The following is a 21034-nucleotide window of genomic DNA, read 5'->3' as shown; positions in this document are numbered from 1 at the left end:
GTGCGGGCCATGAAGATCGTCATCCCGACCGCTGACCGGCCGCACTCCCTGCGGTCGGTCCTCGACTACTACGCACGGTTCTACCCGCGCGCCGACCTCGTCGTCGCCGACGGCAGCGGGGCGGAGGCGCGGGAGCTCAACCGCACGACGGTGCGGCAGTCCGCACTCACCGTCGACTACCGCGCGTACGACGCGTCGCTGCCGGTCTTCGAGCGCCTGCTGAGCGTCGTCAACGACCTCGACAGCGAGTACGTCGTGATGGGCGCCGACGACAACTACCCGGTCCTGGAGACGCTCGAGAAGGCCCGCAAGCGGATGGCCGACCGGCCGGACGCCGTGTGCGCCGGCGGCCACATCATCCACCTCTCGGTCGTCGCGCCGGACCGTGCCACCGCGACCCTCGAGGTGGTGCGCCACGTCAACGCCGACGACCCCGCCCAGCGGATGCGGGTCTTCGGCTCGCTGCCGTTCCCGTCGAGCTACGGCGTGGCCCGGCGCGAGCTGGTGGTCGAGCGGCTGGAGTTCCTCCGGTCGTGGTACCTCAAGGGCTTCTACGCCCTCGGCGTCGGTCTCATGGCCATGGCGAAGGGGAAGTACGTCGCCGTCCCCGAGCCGGGGTTCATCCTCACGAGCAACTACGTCGACGACACGGCGCCCGCCGAGGAGCCGCTGGCCTGCCTGCGGGGCGCCGACCTGGTCCTCGCGATGCACGACGCGGTCCTCGAGCGGGCGTCCACGGAGCCGGGCTTCGACGAGGTCAGGACGCGCGACGTCCTCAGCGCGGTGATCGGCCGTCGTGTCGCAGCGCTGGCGGGTGCGCCGGCGCTCCAGCTCGTCGGCTTCACGGACAAGGCGCCGTACCGCACCCCGATGGTCGAGGGTGCCCGCCAGCTCTTCTCCGACCTGTTCACCGAGGGCACGCCGACGCGGGCGGCGTACGCCGACCGGCTGGCCTTCATCGCCGAGCGGCTCCAGCAGGCGACCGACTCCGACAACAGACTCGAGGCAGGTGCTGTATGAACTCCTCCCAGCCCGACGGCGCGGCCCAGGCCGCCGCGCAGCCGGCCCCGCCGGTCGACGTGATGGAGGCCCTCGGCCTCCGCGTGCAGCTGTCGTTCCCCGACTTCCTGGCCCTGCCGCCTGAGCAGGCGAAGGCCCAGGCCGAGGCCCAGCCCCCGTCCCGACCGGAGTAGCCGCCCAGCCCCAGCAGACCAGCCTCAGCCGACCGGCCTCAGCCGACCGGCCTCAGCCGACCAGCAGCTCGGTCCGCTCGGCGGCGAGCAGCACGGCGCCGACGAGGCTCGCCCGCTCGCCCAGCGCGCTCGCCAGGACCGGTGTCTGGGCGACCGCGTCGAGCGCGTGCCGGCGCAGCCCGATGCGGGCGGGCTCGAGCAGCAGCTCGCCCGCCCTGGCCATGTCTCCGCCGACGACGATCACCGACGGGTTGAGCAGGTTGACGATGGTCGCCAGGCCCCAGCCGAGGTGGAGCCCGGCGTCCTCGAGCGCCCGCCGCGCGGACACGTCGCCCTCCTGCGCGGCTGCGACGATGTCGTCGAGGGTGGCCCCGGGGTACTGGCTGGCGATCATCGAGGTGACGGCGCCGACCGACGTGTAGGCCTCCAGGCAGCCACGGCTGCCACAGCGGCACATCGGGCCCTGCTCGTCGAGCGTCAGGTGGCCGATCTCGCCTGCGGTCCCACCGGCGCCGTGGAACAGCTCGTTGCCGATGATGAGGCCGGCACCGACACCGGACGAGATCTTGACGAACACCGAGCTGTCGCGACCGCGGCCGACCCCGCAGCGGTGCTCGGCGAGCGCGCCCAGGTTGGCGTCGTTCTCGACGTCGACCGGCGCTCCCAGCACGGCGGAAGCGGCCGCCGCGGCGTCGACGCCGCGCCAGCCCGGGAAGATGGCAGGGGTGCGGACCACGTCGTCGGTCACCGGGGCCGGCAGGCCCATGCCGATGTGGCGCAGGGCGGCGCCCTTGGGGACCATGCCGTCGATGAGCTCGGCGGCCAGCGCGAGCGCCTCGTCGTGCTCGAGGGCCGCGGCCAGGTGGCGGCGCTCCTCCGCGAGGACCCGCCCGGTCAGGTCGCCGATCGCCACCGCGAGGTGGCTGTGCCCGAAGTCGACACCGGCGACGACGCCGGCCGCCGGGGAGAGGCTGACCGCCGAGCCCCGACGGCCGCTTCCTGCCTCGCTGTCGACCAGTCCGGCGGCGCTGAGCTCGCGCACGATGTTGGAGACGGTCGCCCGGGCGAGGCCGGTGACGCGGGCGAGCTCGGCCTGCGTGAACGCGGTCGGACCGCCGTCCGCGTCGGCGTCGTGGGTGCCCGGGGCGGCGGTCCGCAGCACGTCGAGGACGCGCTGCTGGTTGGCGGTGCGCAGGGACGCGGGGGACCCGGGAGCCGGGTCGCCGTGCGCTGGGGACATGGCGGAACTGTGCACCGATCACAGCCTTGTGGTCAAGCCGCGATCACTAGCGACGGCAGAATCCGGGATTCGAATCTTTTATGTTCAAGTCTTGACGGCAAGAACGTGACGGTCGACACTCGACCCAAGTTCGTGTTCCGCACCCCGCGTCGAGGAGTCTCATGTCCACATCCACGTTCCACCGCGCTGCCGGCTTCGGCGCCGCCGTCGTACTCGGAGCCATCACGCTGACCGCCTGTGGCGCCAACGAGGCAGAGGACGGCGGCGAGGGCGGTGGCGGCGCCACCATCGCGCTGCTGCTGCCCGAGACGGCGACCACCCGCTACGAGGAGCACGACCGCCCGCTGTTCGAGGCCAAGGTCGAGGAGCTGTGCTCCGACTGCGAGATCCTCTACCAGAACGCCGACCAGGACGAGTCCAAGCAGGCCGAGCAGCTCACGAGCGTGCTCGACCAGGGCGCCGACGTGGTCGTGCTCGACCCGGTGAACTTCGAGACCGCGGCCGGCATGGTCGACGAGGCGCAGAGCCAGGACGTGCCGGTCATCGCCTACGACCGGTTCATCGAGAACGCCGACTACTACATGTCCTTCGACAACGAGACGGTCGGACGCCTTCAGGCCGAGGCGCTCGTCGAGGCCATGGGCGACGAGGGCAGCATCCTGATGCTCAACGGCGCGCCGAGCGATCCCAACGCCGCGCAGTTCAAGGCCGGCGCGCACAGCGTGATCGACGAGAGCGGCCTCACCGTCCTCGCGGAGTTCGACAACCCCGACTGGAGCCCCGAGCAGGCCCAGCAGTGGACCACCGACCAGCTCAACAAGTACGACCCGTCGGAGATCGACGGCGTGTACGCCGCCAACGACGGCCAGGCCGGCGGCGTCATCGCGGCCCTGACGGGTGCCGACGTCCCCGCCGACGCGCTGCCGCCGGTGACCGGGCAGGACGCCGAGATCGCGGCGATCCAGCGGATCCTCGTGGGTGAGCAGGCGATGACGATCTACAAGTCGATCAAGCTGGAGGCCGAGACCGCGGCCGAGGTCGCGGTGGCGCTCGCCGACGGCGAGGAGGCGCCGGCCACCACGGAGACCGGAGTGGAGCAGACCGACTTCGAGGGCGTTCCGTCGTACATCTTCGACCCGGTGGTCGTGACCGCCGACAACGTCAACGACACCGTCATCGCCGACGGGTTCTACGAGGCGTCGGACATCTGCACCGGCGACTACGTGGAGGCCTGCGAGGCGGCCGGCATCTCCTGATGACGGTCACCGACTACGAGACCACGGTCAGGGGCAGGGCCGAGCGGGTCCTGTCCCTGACCGGGATCAACAAGCGGTTCGGCGCCGTCCAGGCGCTGACCGACGTGGCGCTGGAGGTGCACGCCGGCGAGGTCGTCGCCCTGGTCGGCGACAACGGTGCCGGGAAGTCGACGCTCGTCAAGACGATCGCCGGCGTCTACCAGCCCGACAGCGGCATCATCGAGGTCGGCGGGCAGGCGGTGTCCATCTCGGGACCGTCCGCCGCGCAGCACCTCGGCATCGCCACCGTGTTCCAGGACCTCGCCCTGTGCGACAACCTCGACGTGGTGGCCAACCTGTTCCTCGGCAAGGAGCACCACCTCGGGCCGGTGATGAACGAGGTCTCGATGGAGAAGGAGGCGTGGCGGCTGCTGCGCAGCCTCTCCGCGAAGATCCCGTCGGTCCGGATCCCGGTGGCGTCCCTCTCCGGCGGCCAGCGGCAGACCGTGGCCATCGCCCGGTCGCTGGTGGGCGAGCCGCGGGTGGTGATGCTCGACGAGCCCACCGCGGCGCTCGGCGTCGCCCAGACCGCGGAGGTTCTCAACCTCGTGGAGCGGCTCCGGGAGCACGGGCTGGGAGTGATCCTGGTCAGCCACAACATGGCCGACGTGCAGGCGGTCTCAGACCGCATCGTCGTGCTCCGGCTCGGCCGCAACGCGGCGGAGTTCCGCACCGAGGAGGCCACCACCGACCAGCTGGTCGCCGCCATCACCGGGGCGTCCGACAACGTCGTCGCAGCGCGCGCCGCGCGCCGCGCGGCTCCCGGGGAGGGAGAGCAGTGACCGATCTGCGTGAGAGCGACCCCACCGCAGCGCCCGGCGTCCCCGTCGCCGCCGACGCGGCCGACGAGCGACTGATCCGGGTGGTCTCGCCGGCCGACTACCTGCGGCAGCTCTGGGGCCAGATCAAGGGCGGCGAGCTCGGCATGATGCCGGTGGTCCTCGGCCTCATCATCATCGGCACCGTCTTCTACCTGTACGAGCCGACGTTCCTGTCCTCGCGCAGCCTGGTGTCGATGATGCTCTTCGCGGCGCCGGTGGGGATCATCTCGCTCGGCATCGTCATCGTGCTCCTGCTCGGTGAGATCGACCTGAGCGTGGGTTCCGTGTCCGGCTTCGCAGCAGCGGTCATGGCCGTGCTGCTGGTCGACCAGGGGCGTTCGCTCTGGCTGGCGATGGGGGCGGCGATCCTGGTGGGGGCGGTGATCGGCGCGTTCTACGCCGCACTCTTCGTCTGGGTCGGCGTGCCGAGCTTCGTGTTCTCCCTCGCCGGACTGCTGGCGTTCGAGGGCGCGCTGCTGTGGGTCCTCTCCGACGGCAGCATCAACGTCCCGCGCGACTCCGGCATCGCGGAGTTCGCCCGCAACAAGTTCCTCACCGACGGCCAGGCCTACCTGCTCGTCGCGGTGGTCACCCTCGCCTACCTCGGCTCCCGGCTGTGGGCGATCCGCCAGCGCCGGGCGGCAGGCCTGACCCCGCCGAACCTGCTGGGCATCATCCTGAAGACCGCGGCCCTCGGTCTCGGTCTCGCGTGGCTCACCTACTACCTCGGGATCGCCCGCGGCTGGGGCTACCTCCCGGTGCTCTTCGCGGCGCTCGTGGTGCTGATGGACTTCCTCCTCCGCCGGACCCGCTGGGGACGGCACCTGTTCGCCATCGGCGGCAACGAGGAGGCGGCGCGGCGGTCGGGCATCCGGGTCGGGCTCGTCTACTGCTCCGCGTTCGTCCTCTGCTCGGCGTTCGCGGCCCTGGGCGGTGTGCTGGCCGCGGCTCAGCTGACCTCGGTCTCGCAGGCCAGCGGCACCGGTGACACCAACCTGACGGCGATCGCCGCGGCGGTCATCGGCGGCACCAGCCTCTTCGGTGGCCGTGGGTCCGCGTACGCCGCGATGCTCGGGATCCTGGTGCTCCAGGCGATCGAGTCCGGGCTCAACCTGATGAACGTCGACTCCGACGTGCGCTTCATCGTGACCGGAGGCGTGCTCCTGCTCGCCGTCGCCATCGACTCGGTGGCGCGTCGGGCCCGCTCCAGCAGCGGACGGGGTTAGCCCGCGCCAGGACCAGCCAGCTCGGTCAGCGGGCGGGCGGCGCGTCGTACGTCGTCGTCCGCTCGCGCACCGGGCGGCCGATGCCGGCTCCGATCTCGGTGAGCTCGGCGACGGTCTTGGCGGAGCCGTGCTCGGAGCCGGCCATCCGGGAGATGGTCTCCTCCATCAGGGTGCCGCCGAGGTCGTTGGCGCCCGCCTGCAGCATCGCGCGGGTGCCGTCGACGCCGAGCTTGACCCAGCTGGTCTGGATGTTGGAGATCCGGTCGTGGAGGAGGATCCGGGCCATCGCGTGCACGGCGAGGTTGTCGCGCAGCGTCGGGCCGGGGCGGGCGACGCCGGCGAGGTAGATCGGCGCGCTCGTGTGCACGAAGGGGAGCGGCACGAACTCGGTGAAGCCGGTGCGGCCGGCCTCGAGAGCCTGGTCCTGGACCCGGGAGAGGACGCGGAGGTGGGCGACCCAGTGCCGGGGGTTGTCGACGTGTCCGTACATCATCGTCGAGGTCGTCGGGATCCCGAGCCGGTGCGCGGTGGAGACGATCTCGATCCAGGTGCGGGCGGGGAGCTTGCCCTTGGTGAGCACCCAGCGGACCTCGTCGTCGAGGATCTCCGCGGCGGTGCCGGGCAGGGAGCCGAGGCCGGCCTCGCGGGTCTTGATGAGGAAGTCCTCGATGCTCAGGCCGGTGCGGGCGGTGCCGTTGACGACCTCCATCGGGGAGAAGGCGTGCACGTGCATCTCGGGCACGCGCTGCTTCACGGCCTGCACGAGGTCGAAGTACGCCGTCGCCGGCAGCTCCGGGTCGATGCCGCCCTGCATGCACACCTCGGTCGCGCCGAGGTCCCAGGCCTCCTGCGCGCGGTCGGCCACCTCGTCGTAGGACAGCGAGTAGGCGTCGGCGTCGGTGCGCCGCTGGGCGAACGCGCAGAACCGGCAGCCGACGTAGCAGACGTTGGTGAAGTTGATGTTGCGGTTGACGACGTAGGTCACCGCGTCGCCGACCGTCTCGCGGCGCAGGTCGTCGGCCAGCCGGACCACCTCGCGGAGCAGGTCGCCCTCGGCCGTCATCAGGGTCAGGGCGTGCTCGTCGGAGAGGTTGCCGGGATCCTGCTCGGCAGCGCGCAGCGCGTCGCTGCCCTCGGCGTGGAGCACCGCGGGGGCCCCGGTGGTCGCGGCGAGGTCTCGGACCTCGTCCCAGTCGCCGTAGACGGAGGCGAAGTCGCCGCGCCGGTCGTCGGTGCGGCCCTCGGTGTCGACGCCGGTGTGGAGGTCGGTGCGGCCCCAACTTTGCTGGTCGAGCTTGTCGAGACCGCCGCCGTCCGGCTCCTGCCAGGGCAGGCCGGTGGGCTTGACGCCGGGCACGGCGAGCCCGTCGTCACCGGCGAGCGCGGCGACGTGGCCGGCGACCCGCGGGTCGATCCACGGCTCTCCGCGCTGGAGCGCACCGACGACGTACTCCGGGTGCACCGTCAGCCGCGCCCTGAGCTCGAACCCACAGGCGGCGGTCAGCTCGCGGAGCCGGTCCAGCGAGGGCCACGGGCGCTCGGGGTTGACGTGGTCGGGCGTCAGCGGCGACACACCGCCCCAGTCGTCGACACCGGCCTCGAGCAGCAGCCGGCACTCGGTCAGGTCCACGAGGTTGGGGGGAGCCTGGACGCGTGCCTTCGGGCCGAGGACGAGGCGGGTGACCGCGATCGCGGCGCGGTAGTCGTCGAGCCCGAGGTCGTCGGCGTGGCGCATCGCGGTGTCGGGCTTGGCGCGGAAGTTCTGGACGATGACCTCCTGGACTGCGCCGTAGGCGCGGGAGGTACGGCGCAACGCGAAGATCGTCTCCGCCCGCTCCCGGAGCGTCTCGCCGATGCCGACCAGCAGGCCGGTCGTGAACGGCACCGACAGCCGGCCGGCGTCGTCCAGCACCCGGAGCCGGACCTCGGGATCCTTGTCGGGGGAGCCGTAGTGGGCCTCGCCCTTGGTCTCGAACAGCCGGCGCGACGTGGTCTCGAGCATCATGCCCATCGACGGCGAGACCGGCTTGAGTCGGTTGAGCTCCTCCCACGACATCACGCCCGGGTTCAGGTGCGGCAGCAGGCCGGTCTCCTCCAGCACCCGCACCGCCATCGCCCGGATGTAGGCGAGCGTGGAGTCGTAGCCCTGCTCGTCCAGCCACGCACGAGCCTCGGGCCACCGGTCCTCGGGACGGTCGCCCAATGTGAACAGCGCCTCCAGGCAGCCCAGGGCGGCGCCGTCGCGGGCGATGGCGAGGATCTCGTCCGGAGAGAGGTACGGCGCCCGACCCTCCCGCGCGGCCTGCTTCGGGGTCTCGACAAAGGTGCAGTAGTGGCACTTGTCGCGGCACAGCCGGGTGATCGGGATGAAGACCTTGGGGGAGTAGGTGAGGACTCCCGGCCGGCCCGCCGCGACCAGGCCCGCGTCGCGCACCTTCGCGGCGGCGGCTGTCAACCGGTCGAGGTCCTCGCCCGTCGCCGCCAGCAATGCGGTCGCCTCGTCGAGATCGAGGGCCGCCCCGCGCTCGGCTCGGGCGAGAGCCCGGCGGACCTGCTGGGGGGTGGGCTGGTCGGGCCAAGAATCGGACATCGACGCCAAGACTAACGGACAACCCCCTGCACTAGAACACGTTCTAGTGCAGGGGGTCGTCGGACGCGCCGTGCTCAGTCGAGCGCGGGCACCTTCTCCCGCTCCGGCTCCTGCCCCGGCTCGGGCAGCTGCCGGTCCTCGGCGTCGAGCTTGCTCGGCCACCAGATCTTGCCGCCGAGGTCGAGGTTGAGCGCCGTCACCAGGACCGAGCGGACGATCATCGTGTCGAGCAGCACCCCGAGCGCGATGGTGGTGCCGAGCTGCAGCGTGAAGGTCAGCGGCATCGTCGCGAGGGCGGCGAAGGTGGCTGCCAGCACGATGCCGGCCGAGGTGATCACGCCACCGGTCGAGGAGAGGGCGATCAACGACCCCTTCCGCGTCCCGTGGTTCATGGTCTCCTCGCGCACCCGGGTCATCAGGAAGATGTTGTAGTCGATGCCCAGGGCGACCAGGAACACGAACGCCCACAGCGGGAACCCGGGATCGGTCTGGTGGTGACCGTAGATGAAGTCGAACACCAGGCCCGAGATCCCGAGCGCAGCGCCGAACGACAGGATCACGGTGCCGATCAGCAGGAGCGGCGACAACACCGATCGCAGCAGGATGAACAGGATGAGCAGCACGGCCAGCAGGACGATCGGGATGATCACCTTGTTGTCGCGGTCGGACGCTTCCATGATGTCGACCGTCACCGCGCTGATGCCGGTCGTCAGCCCGTCGGCCCCGTCGACGCCGTGGACAGCGTCGCGGACGTCCTCCACTGCTGTGAAAGCGCTCTCGGAGTAGGGATCGCTCCTCAGCTCCGCCACGATCAGCGACGTGCCGTCCTTGGTGGCGACCAGGGCCGGCTCCCCGATGCCGTCGATGCCCTGCATCGCCGTCACGACGGCCTCGGCCCGGTCGGCGTTGGCGACGACCTGGATCGGCGTGCTGGAGTCGACGAGACCGTGGTCGACCAGGATCCCCTGGCCGGTCACCGAGTCCTGGTCGGTCGTGTACTGCTCGTCGCTCGGGATGCCGCCGGTGTCGAGGCGCAGGAACCCGAGGCAGACCACCGCGAGGGCAGCGGCGGTGCCGATCCACACCATCCGCGGCTGTCCGCTGACCGACCTGCCGACCTTGGCCCAGAAGCCGGACGCCGTGGGCTCCTGGGAGCCGAAGTGGGGGACGAACGGCCAGAACATCCAGCGGCCGAAGATCACCAGCAGCGCCGGCAGCAGGGTGACCATCACCAGCACGGTCACCACGATGGCGACGGCGTTGGCCGGGCCCAGGCCAGCGGTCGAGTTGAGGTCGGCGAACAGCAGGCACAGCAGGCCGACGGCGACCGTCGCCGCACTGGCCAGGATGGCCGGGGCCGCCCGGTGCAGCGCGAACGCCATCGCCTCGTGGCGGTCCTCGTGGCGGCGTAGCTCTTCTCGGTAGCGGGCGATCAGCAGCAGCGCGTAGTCGGTGCCGGCGCCGATGACGAGCACCGTCATGATGAACTGGGTCTGGCCGTTGACGGTGAGGTCGGTGTTCTTGGCCAGGAGGTAGAGCAGGCCCATCGAGGCGCCGAGCGACACCAGCGCGCTGATGATCGGCAGGATCCAGAGCAGCGGACTGCGGTAGCTGACGAGCAGGATCAGGATCACCACGCCGAGCGTGATCAGCAGCAGCTTGCTGTCGAAGGACGTGAAGATCGTCGCCGCGTCGGCGTTCTGCCCGCCGGCGCCGGCGAGGTAGACCTCGCCCCCGTCAGGCAGCGAGGTGATGTCGTCGACGTCCTCCTTGAGCGTGGGCAGCTCCTCCCACAGCTTGTCGCCGTAGTTGACGGTGAACTCGATCTTGGCGACCTGGTTGTCCTCGGACACGAACGGCGGGGGTGCCGGCGCACCCTCCGGCAGCTCCTCGGCCGCAGCCGCAGCCCGGCCGGGCGTCAGCACGTTGCTGATGCCGTCGAGCTCCTCGATCTCGGCTGCCTGCTCCTCGATCGCGGCGAGGTCGGCCTCGGTGAGGCCGGAGGCACGGTAGTAGACGACCGTCGTGCCGACGTCGTACTCGTCCTGGAACTCTCCCAGCTTGTCGAACGCCTTCGTCGACTCGGCACTCTCGGGGAGCCAGGACTGGGTCTCGTTGTTCTGGACGTCGACGAGCTTCCCGGCCAATGAGCCGAGGCCGCCGGCGATCAGCACGACGGCGACGAGGACGATCCATTTGGTGACGGGGCCGGTCAGGGAACCGGCTATCTGACGGTGCATGGGAAGCAGCCTTCCAGGAGGCACGGACATTGGCATCAGGGTTTCGCCGGATCCGACCCCGAGAACGTCAGGGATTCATCGGGGATCCACCCTGGTACGACGCAACCGGCCCGGCAGGCGTCATGAAGACACCAGGCCGGGCCGGTCCGTGACACTCCGGACAAGCGGGCTCAGGCGGAGATGAGCTCCTTCATCCTGCGCACGAGGGCGGGGGCGTCCTCGGCCGCCGGTGTGATCTGCAGGTTGGTGACGCCCGACTCCTGGTAGGCGGCGATCCGCTCCTTGACGTAGGACTCGGGGCCCACCAGGTTCATCGCCTCGAGGAACTCCATCGGGACCAGTGCCTCCGCCTCCCGCTTCTTGCCGTCGAGGTAGAGGTCCTGGATCTCCTTCGCCTCCTTCTCGAAGCCGTAGTCGCAGAAGAGGTCGTTGTAGAAGTTCTTGCCGCGCGCGCCCATGCCGCCGACGTACAGGGCGATCAGGGGGCGGGCGAAGTCGAGCAGCGCCTTCGTCTCCGGTCCGTCGCCGATCGCGCACATACCGCCCGCGACCACCTCGAGCGGGGCGAGCGAGTCGGGGCGCTTCGCCGTGCCGTTGGCCACGGCTTCGCCCCAGACCTCCTTGGCCTTCTCGGGGTAGTAGAGGAACGGCAGCCAGCCGTCGGCGTACTCGGCCGTGCCCTGGACCGACTTCTGGCCGAGTGCGGCGATGTAGATCGGCACGCTGTCGCGCTCGGGGTGGGTGAGCAGCTTCAGCGGCTTGCCGAGGCCGGTGACCGCGCCGTTCTCCTTGGTCAGGGGGAGCTTGAAGATGCCGTCGTTGGTGAGCACCTCGCGCCGCAGACCGCGCCGGATCAGGTCGACGATCTCGCGGGTCCGGCCGAGCTGGCTGGCGTAGGGGACGCCGTGGAAGCCCTCGATCACCTGGGGCCCGGACGCGCCGAGGCCGAGGATCGCGCGCCCGCCGCTGACGTTGTCGAGGCCCGCCGCGGTCTGGAGCAGAGCGCCCGGCGTGCGGGAGTAGATGTTGAGGATCGCGGAGCCGATCTCGATCGTCTCGGTCTTCGCGGCGAGGTAGCCCATCAGCGTCGGGGAGTCGAAGCCGTAGGCTTCGGCGACCCAGATGGTGTCGAGACCGGCCTGCTCGAGAGCGGTCACCTGGTCGGCGGCCTCGCGCGGGTTGCCGGCGTACATCAACGAGCTGGAGAGCTTCACGGGCGATCCTTCGGGTACGGGGTAGCGTTCGGCATCAACTGTGACAGTAGTACTGTCACGTTCGCAACGTCGACCGGATGTGACCTAGGAGGACCAATGACCGAGACCACGTCGGATGCAGCGTCGGATCCCAGGTACCGCGTGGCCGTGATCGGCGGCACCGGCCCGCAGGGCAAGGGGCTGGGCTACCGGTTCGCCCGTGGCGGGCACTCGGTCGTCCTCGGGTCCCGGGCGGCGGAGAAGGCCGAGGCCGTCGCCGAGGAGGTCCGGGAGCGGCTCGCCGGCGCCCCGGGCGCCGGCGAGGTCAGCGGCGCCTCCAACCCCCACGCCGTGGAGCAGTGCGACGTCGTGCTCCTCGCGGTGCCGTACGACGGCCACGACGAGCTCGTGGCGTCCCTGCCGCTGGCCGGCAAGACCGTGATCTCCTGCGTCAACCCGCTCGCCTTCGACAAGCGCGGCGCGCACGGCCGGATCATCAACAACGGTGCGGGATCCGCGGCCGAGTCCGCCCAGGAGCTCGCCCCCGAGGCGACCGTGGTCGGCGCCTTCCACAACGTCTCGGCCGTCGGCCTCTGGGACGACATCGAGTTCCTCGACGAGGACGTGATCGTCGTCGGCGACGTCGTCGAGGCGAAGGGGATCGCGATGAACCTCGCCGCCTCGGTCACCGGCCGCGTCGGCATCGACGGCGGCAAGCTCCGGCTGGCCCGCCAGCTCGAGCCCTTCACCGCCGTGCTGATCTCGATCAACCGGAAGTACAAGGTCCACTCCGGCCTGCGGATCACGGGACTGGGCGAACCTCACTGACCAGCCGGTCGAGGATCTGCTGGGCCTCCGTCGAGGGCACCCAGGTCCGCCCATCGGGGAGGACGTAGGTGTCGCAGTGGTAGCCCACCTCGACACGGTCCCCCCAGACTGTGACGCCTGAGATCCAGGGTGCATCGCGGTAGCAACGGTTGACCCCGCCTCCTCGGACCGCCTCCACCTCGATGTCGGCGAGCAGAGCGGCCAGGTCGTCGGCCGGGATCGGCAACGACCAACGGGGCACGCGTCCTTCGTTGACGCACAGCACTGCTGCGGCCATCTCGGCCACCTGACCGGTCGCGTCGGCTGCGGTGCCATCGGTCTCGCAGGAGGGAGCGACCGGCGGCTCCTCCGGAGGTTCCGCTGCGTCCCGCTGGGCTTGGAGCAGCGACAGGAAGTCACTCTGTGCGGCTTCCGGGTCGGCGCGGTACCCGCTGCCGACGACCAACGTGTGGCAGCCGTAGAGCTGACCGCTCACGACGAAGGTCGTGCTGTCGCCGTAGCCGAACACGATCCGATAGCCCGGGCCGAGGTCGTGCGTGCACATCTGGTGTTCAGGGGCCTCGTCGAGCGCGTTGATCGAGGCCGCCAAGGTTTCGACGTCGGTGACGAGCGCGTCCGCGGGCACCTCGAGGGGCGTGCCGGGCCCTTGGCACAGCCGAGCGGACGTCGCGCCCCCGGGGACGGCATCGGGTGCGTCGGGGTCCGGCTGGTCGATCGCGGACCCCTGGGCGACGCCGTCACGGATCTTGATCGGTGGGCACTCGACGACGGACGCCGGCGGATCCGAGGCGGTCTGGTCGTCGTCGGTCACGTCGCCGGAGGAGAGCGTCGCGGTGAGCGCGGCGGCAGCGGCCACGGCACCGGCCGTGCCCACGACCGCGAGCACCGTCGTACGACGTCGCCGGGCCCGGCCCCGGGCAGCGCGGGCTCGGTCGGGGTTGCCGGGCGGCTCGGGCACGGCGTCGGCCAGCCCGTCCCGCAGCCACTGCTCGTCAGTCATCGGAGGTCTCCTCTCGTCGCAGACGGGGAGAGGAACGCAGTGCTGCCAGCGCGCGTGAGCACTGGCTCTTAACGGTGCCGAGGCTGATGCCGAGCAGGTCCCCGGTCTGCTGCTCGGTCAGGTCCTCGAAGTAGCGCAGCACCACGACCGCTCGCTGCCCGCGCGGCAGGTCGGCGAGCGCGGCGACCAGGTCGTTGCGCGCGTCGCTGTCACCGGGGGTGGTCGCCGCCTCGGGCAGGTGCTCCGTCGGCCGCTCGCCGCGCCACTTGCGGCGCCACCAGGCTGCGTACGTCGTGAACAGCACCCGCCGGACGTACGCCTCGAAGCCGTGGGGGCCTACCCGGGACCAGGCCCGCCAGCTCTTGGCGAGCGCGGTCTGCACGAGGTCCTCGGCGAGCTGGTGGTCGCCGGTGAGCAACCAGGCCGAACGCCACAGGGCGTCGCCCCGCGCGGCGACGAACGCCTCGAACGAGGCGTCGCCGGTCTCGGTCGGCGCTGCTGTCTGCTCGCTCACCACGCTCCCGTCCATGCCGCTCCTCTCACCACCAGAAGCGGCGAGGGTGGCCGAAAGGTTGTCACGCCAGCGTCGGGCGCGGACAGCCGCGGCTTGATCAGGGCCGGGCTACGCGGGTGTTGAGGTCCTCGAGCCAGCCCTGCAGGGTCGGGAGGAGCTCGTCGCCGAACGCGGTGTCGAGGCCGAGGTAGCGCACGGAGACGACCAGCAGGGCCATCCCGGCCATGGCGAGTCCGAACGGCGCCAGGGCGCGGCCGGCGACGTGGGCGCTGCTCGTCGCCGCGAGCCCGCGGAAGGCGAGGAGCGCGCCGAGCACGCCGGACCCGAGCGCGAAGGAGTGCATCACCGAGAACGGGGCCGCGAGGAGGGCGGCGAGCCCGAGCAGGAACCCGGTCTCTGCGGCTGCCGACGTGTGGACGTCGGGGTCGGGAGAGCTCTCGAACAGTGCGTCGATGCCCTCAGGCTCGGGTGACACCGGAAACGTGGCCACGTCTCCATGGTAGGTCGCCGTGGCGCATGTAAAAGCCCTGGTCAGCCCGCATTTTTCACGAGTTTTCGGACGATCTCCCGCGCCTCTCCTCGCGGGCGCCAGTCGCGGCCGGGGCGGATGGTCGGGCCGAGGCAGCCGTGGGGCAGCGTGATCGGGTCTCCCCAGGCGTTCGCGCCGACGATCCAGTGCTCCGTCCGGGGGACCGGGCAGGTGAAGACGTCGGCGGTGGACGCGGTGTGGCGCTCCATGCTCGCCACGAGCGTCGCCAGGTCGTCGGGTGGGATCGTCGCCCGCCGGGCCTCGCCGGGTCGGTCCGGCTGCCCGACGCAGAGGACCGCGACGGTCAGCTCGGCCGGGTCACCCAGCGGCCAGGTCCACTCCTGCTGCGGCTGCGCACAGTCGAGCGAGTCGGGCCCGAACATGCGGTCGGGCGGGGTCGTCGTCGAGCGTTGCGCCTGGAGCAGGTCGAGGAAGGTGCGGAGCGGCGGACCCGCCTTCGCGCGCCGGCCGCTGCCGACGAGGAGCTCCCCGCACCTGGTGAACCTGCCGGCGACGACGAAGCGCGAGCCGTCGGGATACCCGAAGGCCAGCTGGTACGTCGGCAGCTGGCGGTCGGCGCAGGCCCGCGACACCAGCGGCTGGTCGTTGATCGCGCTCGCCACGGACGCGACGTCGGTCGTGAGCGCGTCCAGCGGCGGCGTCACCTCGTCGGCGCCTCCGTCGCAGAGGCGGACCGAGGTGGCGCCGTCCGGCACCTCGTCCGGCAGCTGGGGATCGGGCTCCGCGACGGCCCGGGGGCATTCCACGACGGGGCCGGGGTCGACGGCCTCGCTCGTCGGGCTGCTGGTGACGACCGCGTCGCTCGGCTCGGTGTCGGGCTCGGCGGAGCCGTCGCACCCGGCGAGCACGACGACGACGGTGGCGGCGGCGAGCACTCGGCGCATCATCGCCTCAGCCTGCCAGTCCCTCGACGACCTCGGCACCGGGCAGCTGTGCCAGCAGCGCGCCGGGGAGGAGGAGCTTGGACCGGCGCACGCCCGAGCCGATGATCGCGGTCTCGACGTCCGGCACCCGGGCGTCGACCAGCAGCCGCCATCCGTCGGGGAGCCCGACGGGCGTGATGCCGCCGTACTCCATCTCGGACTCGGTCACCGCCCGCCCCATCGGCAGGAACGACGGCTTCCGTACGTCGAGCAGCCGCTTGACCGTGTGGTTGACGTCGGCACGGGTGTCGGCGCGGACCAGGCACGCGGCGACCCGCTCCTCGCCCTCCCGCCTGCCGGCGACGACCACGCAGTTGACGCCGGCCGAGAGGGGGAGGTCGTACGCCGCGCTCATGGCTGCGGTGTCGGCGAGCTCCGGGGGGATCTCCACGACCGCGACACCGTCGGCCGCCGCCCACGAGGCGAGCGCCGCGGCGACCCGCGGCGCCACCAGCTCGGGGTGGTCGAGCGCCGGCAGCGAGGTGAGCCCCGGGAGGGAGATCAGATCCACCCGGACATCTTGCCGGGTCGCCGTCGGAGGTTGCGCAGGACGGTCGCGGCCAGGCCGACGACACCGGCGACCAGCCAGGGGAACGGCAGCAGCCAGCGCGCGTCCGCCAGGTCGACCAGGTCCGAGCTGATCAGCGCCCAGACCACCACCAGGCCGACGAAGGCCGTGCCCATCACCAGGTGGCCGACGTTGACGGTGTGCCAGCCGGAGGGCTCCTCGACTCGCTCCTCGACTCGCTCCTCGACCGGGGTCTCGGGCTCGGTCATCGCGCTGCCTCCTTGGTCCGCACTTCGATCTGTCCGAACAGCACCTCGAGGTCCAGCGTCACGTCCGGGTCGGCAGCGTCGCCGTAGGAGTCGTCGAACGAGCTGTCGCGCCGGTCGTCGAAGAGCACGCTCTCGCCGGCGCCCTCGATGCTGCTGAGCACGTCCACCTCCAGCCCGTCCTCGGGCACCAGGACCAGGACGTGGCCCAGCCGGACGTCGGCCTGGATGGTGCGGCCGTCGAGGGCCTCGAGCTCGTCCTGGGACAGGTCGCTCAGGTCGAGGATGATCTCGCCCATCCCGAGCGTGTACTCGTCCTCCACGGCCGCTGCCGTCGTCGGCCTCGCGTCGATCTGGCCGGCGATCTGGCCGTCCGCGACGTCCGCCACCACGGTGGTCGCCAGCGTGGCCGCTGCGGCGACGAGGCCGACGAAGACCAGCCCGCCGGCACGCCCGTAGACCGAGCCGACGAGCAGCATCACGCCGCAGGCGGCCAGCACGGCGGCGGGGTACGCCGACGCGGGCGCGTCCCAGCCGGCGAGGTCGAGGGTGCCGACGAGGGCGATGCCGACGCCGGCGAGCGCCATCGTGAACCAGAAGAGGATCGGGCCGCGGCGGCGCGGGTCGGGCTGTCGCGGCGCACGCGGACCGAGGTCGGGCTGATAGCCGACGTACGTCGGTCCGTAGCCCGTCTGCGCGCCCGGGACCTGGCCCGGCGTTCCCGGCGGGATCCAGCCGCTGCTGGGCAGCGGGCCGGGGTGGGGCTTGGGCTTGACGGCGGCGGCGACGGCCGCGATCACCAGGCCCATGATCGCCAGCGGCCAGGGGAAGCTCCAGCCGCCCAGGGAGTCGCCGACCAGCGACAGCGCGGAGACGCCGCCGACGACGGCGAGCAGCACCGTGCGGGTGCGGTGGTCGACCCGGATCACACCGTCGTCGCTGCCCTCCTCCGGGATGAGGAGCCAGCCGGCGGCGTACGCCAGGATCCCGCCGCCGCCGAAGATCGCGAACAGCACGAACGCGACCCGGACCAGCAGCGGGTCGACGTCGAAGTGACGCGCGACGCCGGCCGCCACCCCCGCGATCTTGCGGTCGGTGGTGCTGCGCCGGATCCGGCCGAGGTCCTTGGCTTCCTCGCGGGTCACGCGGGGGCCCCGGGACGGGGGAGCCTCGGGAGACGGCTCGTGGGAGCCGCTCGGGGCCTCGGGTGGAGTCGTCGTCATACCACTCAGACTGGGTCGTCGCGCGTGCGCGCACCATCGGGGACTGCCCTGAATCTTGCCGCACCGCGTGGGCGCCGGTCTCGGGGTCGGCTCAGGGTTCATCCCGCTGCTCCGCGCGACCGCGCTGTGTGACGATGGATGCACCATGACGGGATCGTTGGGGACCATCGGCGCACCGGGGACACACGCTCCGCGGGACGTCCGACGCGCCTACCGCGACCTGCGCGAGCCCGTGCTCGGCGGGGTCGCCGCGGGACTGGCCGAGCACCTCGGTCTCACCGTGCTCGTGGTGCGCGCTGGGTTCGTCGTGACCGCGGTCCTCGGCGGCGCGGGCATCGCTGCGTACGCCGTGCTGTGGGCGATGCTCCCGGCCGGCCCGCCGGCCGGCGCGGCACTCGCGCCGGGGCTCGACAGCGCCACCCGCGGCGGTCGTCGGCCGGGGCCGGTCCGCCGGCTGACCGACGTCGGACCGGTGATCGTCCTCGGTGCGCTCGGGATCGGCGCGGTCTTCGTCCTCGAGGGCCTGCTCGGCGCCGGCGGCTGGGTCTGGCCCCTCGGCATCGCGATCGTCGGTGTCGGACTGCTCTGGCGCCAGGCCGACGAGGCGCAGCGGGAGCGCTGGGTCGATGCGACCGGCCGGATCGACCCGGTCCGGATCGTCCTCGGTGACGGTGGCTGGGCGTCGTACGCCCGGCTCGCGGCGGGTGTCGGCCTGATCGTGGTCGCGATCGTGCTGTTCTCGCTCCGTGGTGGCTCGCTGTCGCTCGCCCGCGACGTGACGCTCGCCGTGCTGCTCGTCCTCGGCGGCCTCGCGATCGTGGTCGGCCCGTGGATCTACCGGCTGGCCAATGAGCTCAGCGACGAGCGGGAGGAGCGGGTGCGCACGCAGGAGCGGGCCGACGTGGCCGCCCACCTCCACGACTCGGTGCTCCAGACGCTGGCACTGATCCAGAAGAACCCGGCCGACGCCGCCCGGCTCGCCCGCGCCCAGGAGCGGAGCCTCAGGTCCTGGCTGTTCTCGACCGAGTCGCTCGACGAGCGCACCGTCGGCAGCGCGCTGCGGGCGATGGCAGGGGAGATCGAGGACGCCTACGGCCTCAACGTCGACGTCGTCGCGGTCGGCGACTGCGACCTCGACGAGACGATGCGCCCGATCGTCTCGGCCGCGCGGGAGGCGACCACCAACGCCGCGAAGCACGCGGGGGTGCCGCGGATCGACGTGTACGCCGAGATCACGCCGGGCGCCGTCGACGTGTTCGTGCGTGACCGCGGCGTGGGTTTCGACCCGGACGCGACCCCGGAGGACCGGCTCGGCGTGCGCCGGAGCATCATCGACCGGATGCACCGGCACGGCGGCACCGCCGACGTGCGGTCCGCGCCCGGTGAGGGCACCGAGGTGCGACTGCACCTCGGCCGCGATCGTGAGGGGGACTGAGAGCTCGATGACCGTCCGAGTAGTGGTCGTGGACGATCACGCCATGTTCCGCCGCGGCGTGACCGCCGAGCTCGAGGCGTCCGGCAGGGGCGCCGTCACGGTGGTCGGTGAGGGCGAGGACGTCGACAGCGCGGTCGCCGCGATCACCGAGACCGGGCCCGACGTCGTGCTGCTCGACGTGCACCTGCCCGGAGGAGGCGGCGTCGAGGTCATGCGCAAGCTGTCGACCCGCGCGCTGGCCGAGCAGCCGCGGTTCCTGGCGCTGTCCGTCAGCGACGCGGCCGAGGACGTCATCGGCACCATCCGGGGTGGCGCCCGCGGCTACGTCACCAAGACGATCACCGGCGCCGAGCTGGTCGACGCCATCCAGCGGATCGCCGACGGGGACGCCGTGTTCTCGCCGCGGCTCGCGGGTTTCGTCCTCGACGCGTTCGCCGGCTCGATCGAGGTCGCTGAGATCGACGAGGACCTCGACCGGCTCACCGAGCGTGAGCGCGAGGTGATGCGGCTGATCGCCCGCGGCTACTCCTACAAGGAGGTCGCCAAGGAGCTCTTCATCTCGATCAAGACCGTCGAGACCCACATGTCGGCGGTGCTCCGCAAGCTCCAGCTCTCCTCGCGCCACGAGCTGACGAAGTGGGCCTCCGACCGGCGGCTCCTCTGAGGTGCTCGTGCGGAGACCGGCCGCGTACGCCGTCGCGCTGCTCCTGGCGCTGACGCTCACCGGTTGCGCCGCGGACGTCGAGCCGACCGGCGGGCCGGCGGACCCGGCGGAGACCGCGAGGCACAGCCAGCAGGAGAGCGCGCGGACGGACCCGTCCGGGGAGTCCGACCGCCGCCCGGCCGGCCCGCCGTCGTCCTACTCCGACTGGGCGCTGGGCGCCACCCCGCTCCCGCTGAGACCCGACGGGTTCGGCGAGATGCGACCGACGCCGCCCGAGCTCGTCGAGCGCCGGTTCGTGACCACCGACCTGCTGCCGCCACCCGTGGACGGCCGGTTCCACTCGACGATCGGGCCGGTGACGCCGGCGATCCGGCGGCGGATGGGGAAGACCTGGTCGCCCGCGTGCCCGGTCGGGCTCGACGGGCTGCGGTACCTCACGGTGTCGTTCCGCGGCTTCGACGGCCTCGCCCACACCGGCGAGCTCGTCGTCGCGGCGGGTGAGGCGGAGGAGGTGGTGTCGGTGTTCGCGGCACTCTTCCGGGCCGGCTTCCCGATCGAGGAGATGCGGCTGCCGACGACGGCGGACCTCGACGCGCACCCGACCGGCGACGGCAACAACACCGCCGGGCTGGTGTGCCGGCCGATGCGCGGGGGGACCTCGTGGTCGGCGCACGCCTACGGGCTCGCGGTCGACATCAACCCGTTCAACAACCCCTACCAGAAGGGCGACGTCGTGCTGCCCGAGCTCGCGTCGTCGTACCTCGACCGCGGCTGGCAGCGCCCCGGCATGGTGCAGCCCGGCTCGGTCGCCGTCCGCGAGTTCGCGCGGATCGGCTGGTCGTGGGGCGGCGCCTGGTCGACGCTCAAGGACTACCAGCACTTCACCGCGACGGGCCTCTGACTAGGCTCCTCGCCATGGACACGCTCCGCCTGATCCTGCTCATCCTCCACATCCTCGGGTTCGCCGCCCTGATCGGCGGGCTGCTGGCCCAGGCCGGCTCGGAGGAGAAGAAGGTCAACGGCGCGATGCGCGATGGCGTCGGCACCGCGTTCCTCACGGGCCTCGCCCTGGTCGGCGTGCTCGAGGCGGGCGACGGCGACGTCAACCACGCCAAGATCGGCGTGAAGTTCGCGCTCGGCCTCGTGCTCCTGGTGCTCGTCATGGCCAACACGCGCAAGGCCACGATCCCCAAGGGCCTGTGGGCTGGCCTGCTCCTGCTCTCCGTCGTCGAGGTCTGCGTCGCGGTGGCTTGGTCGCCCGTCCACAGCTGATCCCCCGGGCGCCGGTGACGGTGCCGCGCCGTAGGCTGGCGACAGCATGAGTG

General features: G+C 71.8%; 21 protein-coding genes. 10 read left to right on the top strand and 11 right to left on the bottom strand.

The annotated features are described in order from the left end of the window. Window positions 1-9: 9 nt before the first annotated feature. Both F0U47_RS07205 and F0U47_RS21045 read left to right on the top strand, forming a co-directional pair. Window positions 10-1020, top strand: a complete 1011-nt coding sequence (locus tag F0U47_RS07205) for a TIGR00180 family glycosyltransferase (protein ID WP_149749645.1) — start codon at window positions 10-12, stop codon at window positions 1018-1020. Further along, window positions 1017-1193, top strand: coding sequence for a hypothetical protein (locus F0U47_RS21045; protein ID WP_188111206.1), 177 nt, complete (start codon window positions 1017-1019; stop codon window positions 1191-1193). The genes F0U47_RS07205 and F0U47_RS21045 overlap by 4 nt, the downstream gene beginning before the upstream one ends. Window positions 1194-1245: 52 nt before the next feature. Here the strand turns inward: F0U47_RS21045 and F0U47_RS07200 are convergent, their stop codons facing one another. Next, entirely contained in the window at window positions 1246-2433 is a 1188-nt protein-coding gene (locus F0U47_RS07200; protein ID WP_149749644.1) for an ROK family transcriptional regulator, read from the bottom strand. A gap of 161 nt (window positions 2434-2594) precedes the next feature. Between F0U47_RS07200 and F0U47_RS07195 the strand changes: the two genes are divergently transcribed. From F0U47_RS07195 to F0U47_RS07185, 3 genes are read left to right on the top strand one after another with little or no spacing between them, the layout of a single operon-like run. Then, a complete protein-coding gene (locus tag F0U47_RS07195) occupies window positions 2595-3689 on the top strand; it encodes a substrate-binding domain-containing protein (protein ID WP_149749643.1) in 1095 nt (364 codons plus the stop codon). After that, on the top strand, window positions 3689-4510 hold the full coding sequence (locus F0U47_RS07190; protein WP_149749642.1) for an ATP-binding cassette domain-containing protein: 822 nt from the start codon (window positions 3689-3691) through the stop codon (window positions 4508-4510). The genes F0U47_RS07195 and F0U47_RS07190 overlap by 1 nt, the downstream gene beginning before the upstream one ends. After that, window positions 4507-5775 (top strand): sugar ABC transporter permease, encoded by a 1269-nt coding sequence (locus F0U47_RS07185; protein ID WP_246159502.1) that lies wholly within the window; start codon window positions 4507-4509, stop codon window positions 5773-5775. The genes F0U47_RS07190 and F0U47_RS07185 overlap by 4 nt, the downstream gene beginning before the upstream one ends. A 25-nt stretch (window positions 5776-5800) precedes the next feature. Here the strand turns inward: F0U47_RS07185 and F0U47_RS07180 are convergent, their stop codons facing one another. From F0U47_RS07180 to F0U47_RS07170, 3 genes are all read right to left on the bottom strand, one after another. Beyond that, entirely contained in the window at window positions 5801-8365 is a 2565-nt protein-coding gene (locus F0U47_RS07180; protein ID WP_149749641.1) for a bifunctional FO biosynthesis protein CofGH, read from the bottom strand. A 74-nt stretch (window positions 8366-8439) separates the two neighbouring features. Next, window positions 8440-10605: an MMPL family transporter gene (locus F0U47_RS07175; RefSeq protein ID WP_149749640.1), complete on the bottom strand. Its 2166-nt coding sequence runs from the start codon at window positions 10603-10605 to the stop codon at window positions 8440-8442. Between the two features lie 170 nt (window positions 10606-10775). Beyond that, entirely contained in the window at window positions 10776-11819 is a 1044-nt protein-coding gene (locus F0U47_RS07170; RefSeq protein WP_149749639.1) for an LLM class F420-dependent oxidoreductase, read from the bottom strand. A gap of 96 nt (window positions 11820-11915) precedes the next feature. Between F0U47_RS07170 and npdG the strand changes: the two genes are divergently transcribed. Next, entirely contained in the window at window positions 11916-12626 is a 711-nt protein-coding gene (gene npdG, locus F0U47_RS07165; RefSeq protein ID WP_149749638.1) for an NADPH-dependent F420 reductase, read from the top strand. Here npdG and F0U47_RS07160 read toward each other — a convergent pair. From F0U47_RS07160 to F0U47_RS07130, 7 genes are all read right to left on the bottom strand, one after another. Then, complete coding sequence (locus F0U47_RS07160; protein WP_149749637.1) at window positions 12601-13626, bottom strand: hypothetical protein; 1026 nt, start codon at window positions 13624-13626, stop codon at window positions 12601-12603. The genes npdG and F0U47_RS07160 overlap by 26 nt on opposite strands. Next, window positions 13619-14155, bottom strand: a complete 537-nt coding sequence (locus F0U47_RS07155; RefSeq protein ID WP_149749636.1) for a SigE family RNA polymerase sigma factor — start codon at window positions 14153-14155, stop codon at window positions 13619-13621. The genes F0U47_RS07160 and F0U47_RS07155 overlap by 8 nt, the downstream gene beginning before the upstream one ends. 82 nt (window positions 14156-14237) lie before the next feature. Then, the gene (locus F0U47_RS07150) at window positions 14238-14630 is read right to left on the bottom strand and encodes a hypothetical protein (RefSeq protein ID WP_149749635.1); all 393 of its coding nucleotides are present in this window, start codon (window positions 14628-14630) and stop codon (window positions 14238-14240) included. A gap of 41 nt (window positions 14631-14671) precedes the next feature. Beyond that, on the bottom strand, window positions 14672-15577 hold the full coding sequence (locus F0U47_RS07145; RefSeq protein WP_149749634.1) for a hypothetical protein: 906 nt from the start codon (window positions 15575-15577) through the stop codon (window positions 14672-14674). 4 nt (window positions 15578-15581) lie between these two features. Beyond that, on the bottom strand, window positions 15582-16115 hold the full coding sequence (locus F0U47_RS07140) for a YbaK/EbsC family protein (RefSeq protein WP_438362060.1): 534 nt from the start codon (window positions 16113-16115) through the stop codon (window positions 15582-15584). Then, the gene (locus F0U47_RS07135) at window positions 16115-16390 is read right to left on the bottom strand and encodes a hypothetical protein (RefSeq protein ID WP_149749632.1); all 276 of its coding nucleotides are present in this window, start codon (window positions 16388-16390) and stop codon (window positions 16115-16117) included. The genes F0U47_RS07140 and F0U47_RS07135 overlap by 1 nt, the downstream gene beginning before the upstream one ends. Then, complete coding sequence (locus tag F0U47_RS07130) at window positions 16387-17610, bottom strand: PspC domain-containing protein (protein ID WP_188111205.1); 1224 nt, start codon at window positions 17608-17610, stop codon at window positions 16387-16389. The genes F0U47_RS07135 and F0U47_RS07130 overlap by 4 nt, the downstream gene beginning before the upstream one ends. Window positions 17611-17755: 145 nt before the next feature. On the opposite strand from F0U47_RS07130, the gene F0U47_RS07125 reads away from it, so the two are divergent. From F0U47_RS07125 to F0U47_RS07110, 4 genes are read left to right on the top strand one after another with little or no spacing between them, the layout of a single operon-like run. Beyond that, window positions 17756-19045: an ATP-binding protein gene (locus F0U47_RS07125; RefSeq protein WP_149749630.1), complete on the top strand. Its 1290-nt coding sequence runs from the start codon at window positions 17756-17758 to the stop codon at window positions 19043-19045. Window positions 19046-19052: 7 nt separating this feature from the next. Beyond that, entirely contained in the window at window positions 19053-19709 is a 657-nt protein-coding gene (locus F0U47_RS07120) for a LuxR C-terminal-related transcriptional regulator (protein WP_149749629.1), read from the top strand. 7 nt (window positions 19710-19716) lie between these two features. Beyond that, window positions 19717-20610, top strand: coding sequence for a M15 family metallopeptidase (locus tag F0U47_RS07115; protein ID WP_223162687.1), 894 nt, complete (start codon window positions 19717-19719; stop codon window positions 20608-20610). Between the two features lie 14 nt (window positions 20611-20624). Further along, window positions 20625-20981 (top strand): hypothetical protein, encoded by a 357-nt coding sequence (locus F0U47_RS07110; protein ID WP_149749628.1) that lies wholly within the window; start codon window positions 20625-20627, stop codon window positions 20979-20981. The last annotated feature ends 53 nt before the right edge of the window (window positions 20982-21034 follow it).

This window comes from Nocardioides antri (assembly GCF_008373765.1).
Lineage (GTDB): Bacteria > Actinomycetota > Actinomycetes > Propionibacteriales > Nocardioidaceae > Nocardioides > Nocardioides antri.
Note: the sequence above shows the minus strand (reverse complement) of the source record. Positions and strands in the feature narration are given on the sequence as shown.

Bases quoted from the DNA above. Each gene is read 5' to 3' on its own strand.
- F0U47_RS07205 (WP_149749645.1), top strand. From the start codon at position 10: ATGAAGATCGTCATCCCGACCGCTGACCGGCCGCACTCCCTGCGGTCG.
- F0U47_RS21045 (WP_188111206.1), top strand. From the start codon at position 1,017: ATGAACTCCTCCCAGCCCGACGGCGCGGCCCAGGCCGCCGCGCAGCCG.
- F0U47_RS07200 (WP_149749644.1), bottom strand. From the start codon at position 2,433: ATGTCCCCAGCGCACGGCGACCCGGCTCCCGGGTCCCCCGCGTCCCTG.
- F0U47_RS07195 (WP_149749643.1), top strand. From the start codon at position 2,595: ATGTCCACATCCACGTTCCACCGCGCTGCCGGCTTCGGCGCCGCCGTC.
- F0U47_RS07190 (WP_149749642.1), top strand. From the start codon at position 3,689: ATGACGGTCACCGACTACGAGACCACGGTCAGGGGCAGGGCCGAGCGG.
- F0U47_RS07180 (WP_149749641.1), bottom strand. From the start codon at position 8,365: ATGTCCGATTCTTGGCCCGACCAGCCCACCCCCCAGCAGGTCCGCCGG.
- F0U47_RS07175 (WP_149749640.1), bottom strand. From the start codon at position 10,605: ATGCACCGTCAGATAGCCGGTTCCCTGACCGGCCCCGTCACCAAATGG.
- npdG (WP_149749638.1), top strand. From the start codon at position 11,916: ATGACCGAGACCACGTCGGATGCAGCGTCGGATCCCAGGTACCGCGTG.
- F0U47_RS07160 (WP_149749637.1), bottom strand. From the start codon at position 13,626: ATGACTGACGAGCAGTGGCTGCGGGACGGGCTGGCCGACGCCGTGCCC.
- F0U47_RS07155 (WP_149749636.1), bottom strand. From the start codon at position 14,155: ATGGACGGGAGCGTGGTGAGCGAGCAGACAGCAGCGCCGACCGAGACC.
- F0U47_RS07145 (WP_149749634.1), bottom strand. From the start codon at position 15,577: ATGATGCGCCGAGTGCTCGCCGCCGCCACCGTCGTCGTCGTGCTCGCC.
- F0U47_RS07135 (WP_149749632.1), bottom strand. From the start codon at position 16,390: ATGACCGAGCCCGAGACCCCGGTCGAGGAGCGAGTCGAGGAGCGAGTC.
- F0U47_RS07130 (WP_188111205.1), bottom strand. From the start codon at position 17,610: ATGACGACGACTCCACCCGAGGCCCCGAGCGGCTCCCACGAGCCGTCT.
- F0U47_RS07125 (WP_149749630.1), top strand. From the start codon at position 17,756: ATGACGGGATCGTTGGGGACCATCGGCGCACCGGGGACACACGCTCCG.
- F0U47_RS07120 (WP_149749629.1), top strand. From the start codon at position 19,053: ATGACCGTCCGAGTAGTGGTCGTGGACGATCACGCCATGTTCCGCCGC.
- F0U47_RS07110 (WP_149749628.1), top strand. From the start codon at position 20,625: ATGGACACGCTCCGCCTGATCCTGCTCATCCTCCACATCCTCGGGTTC.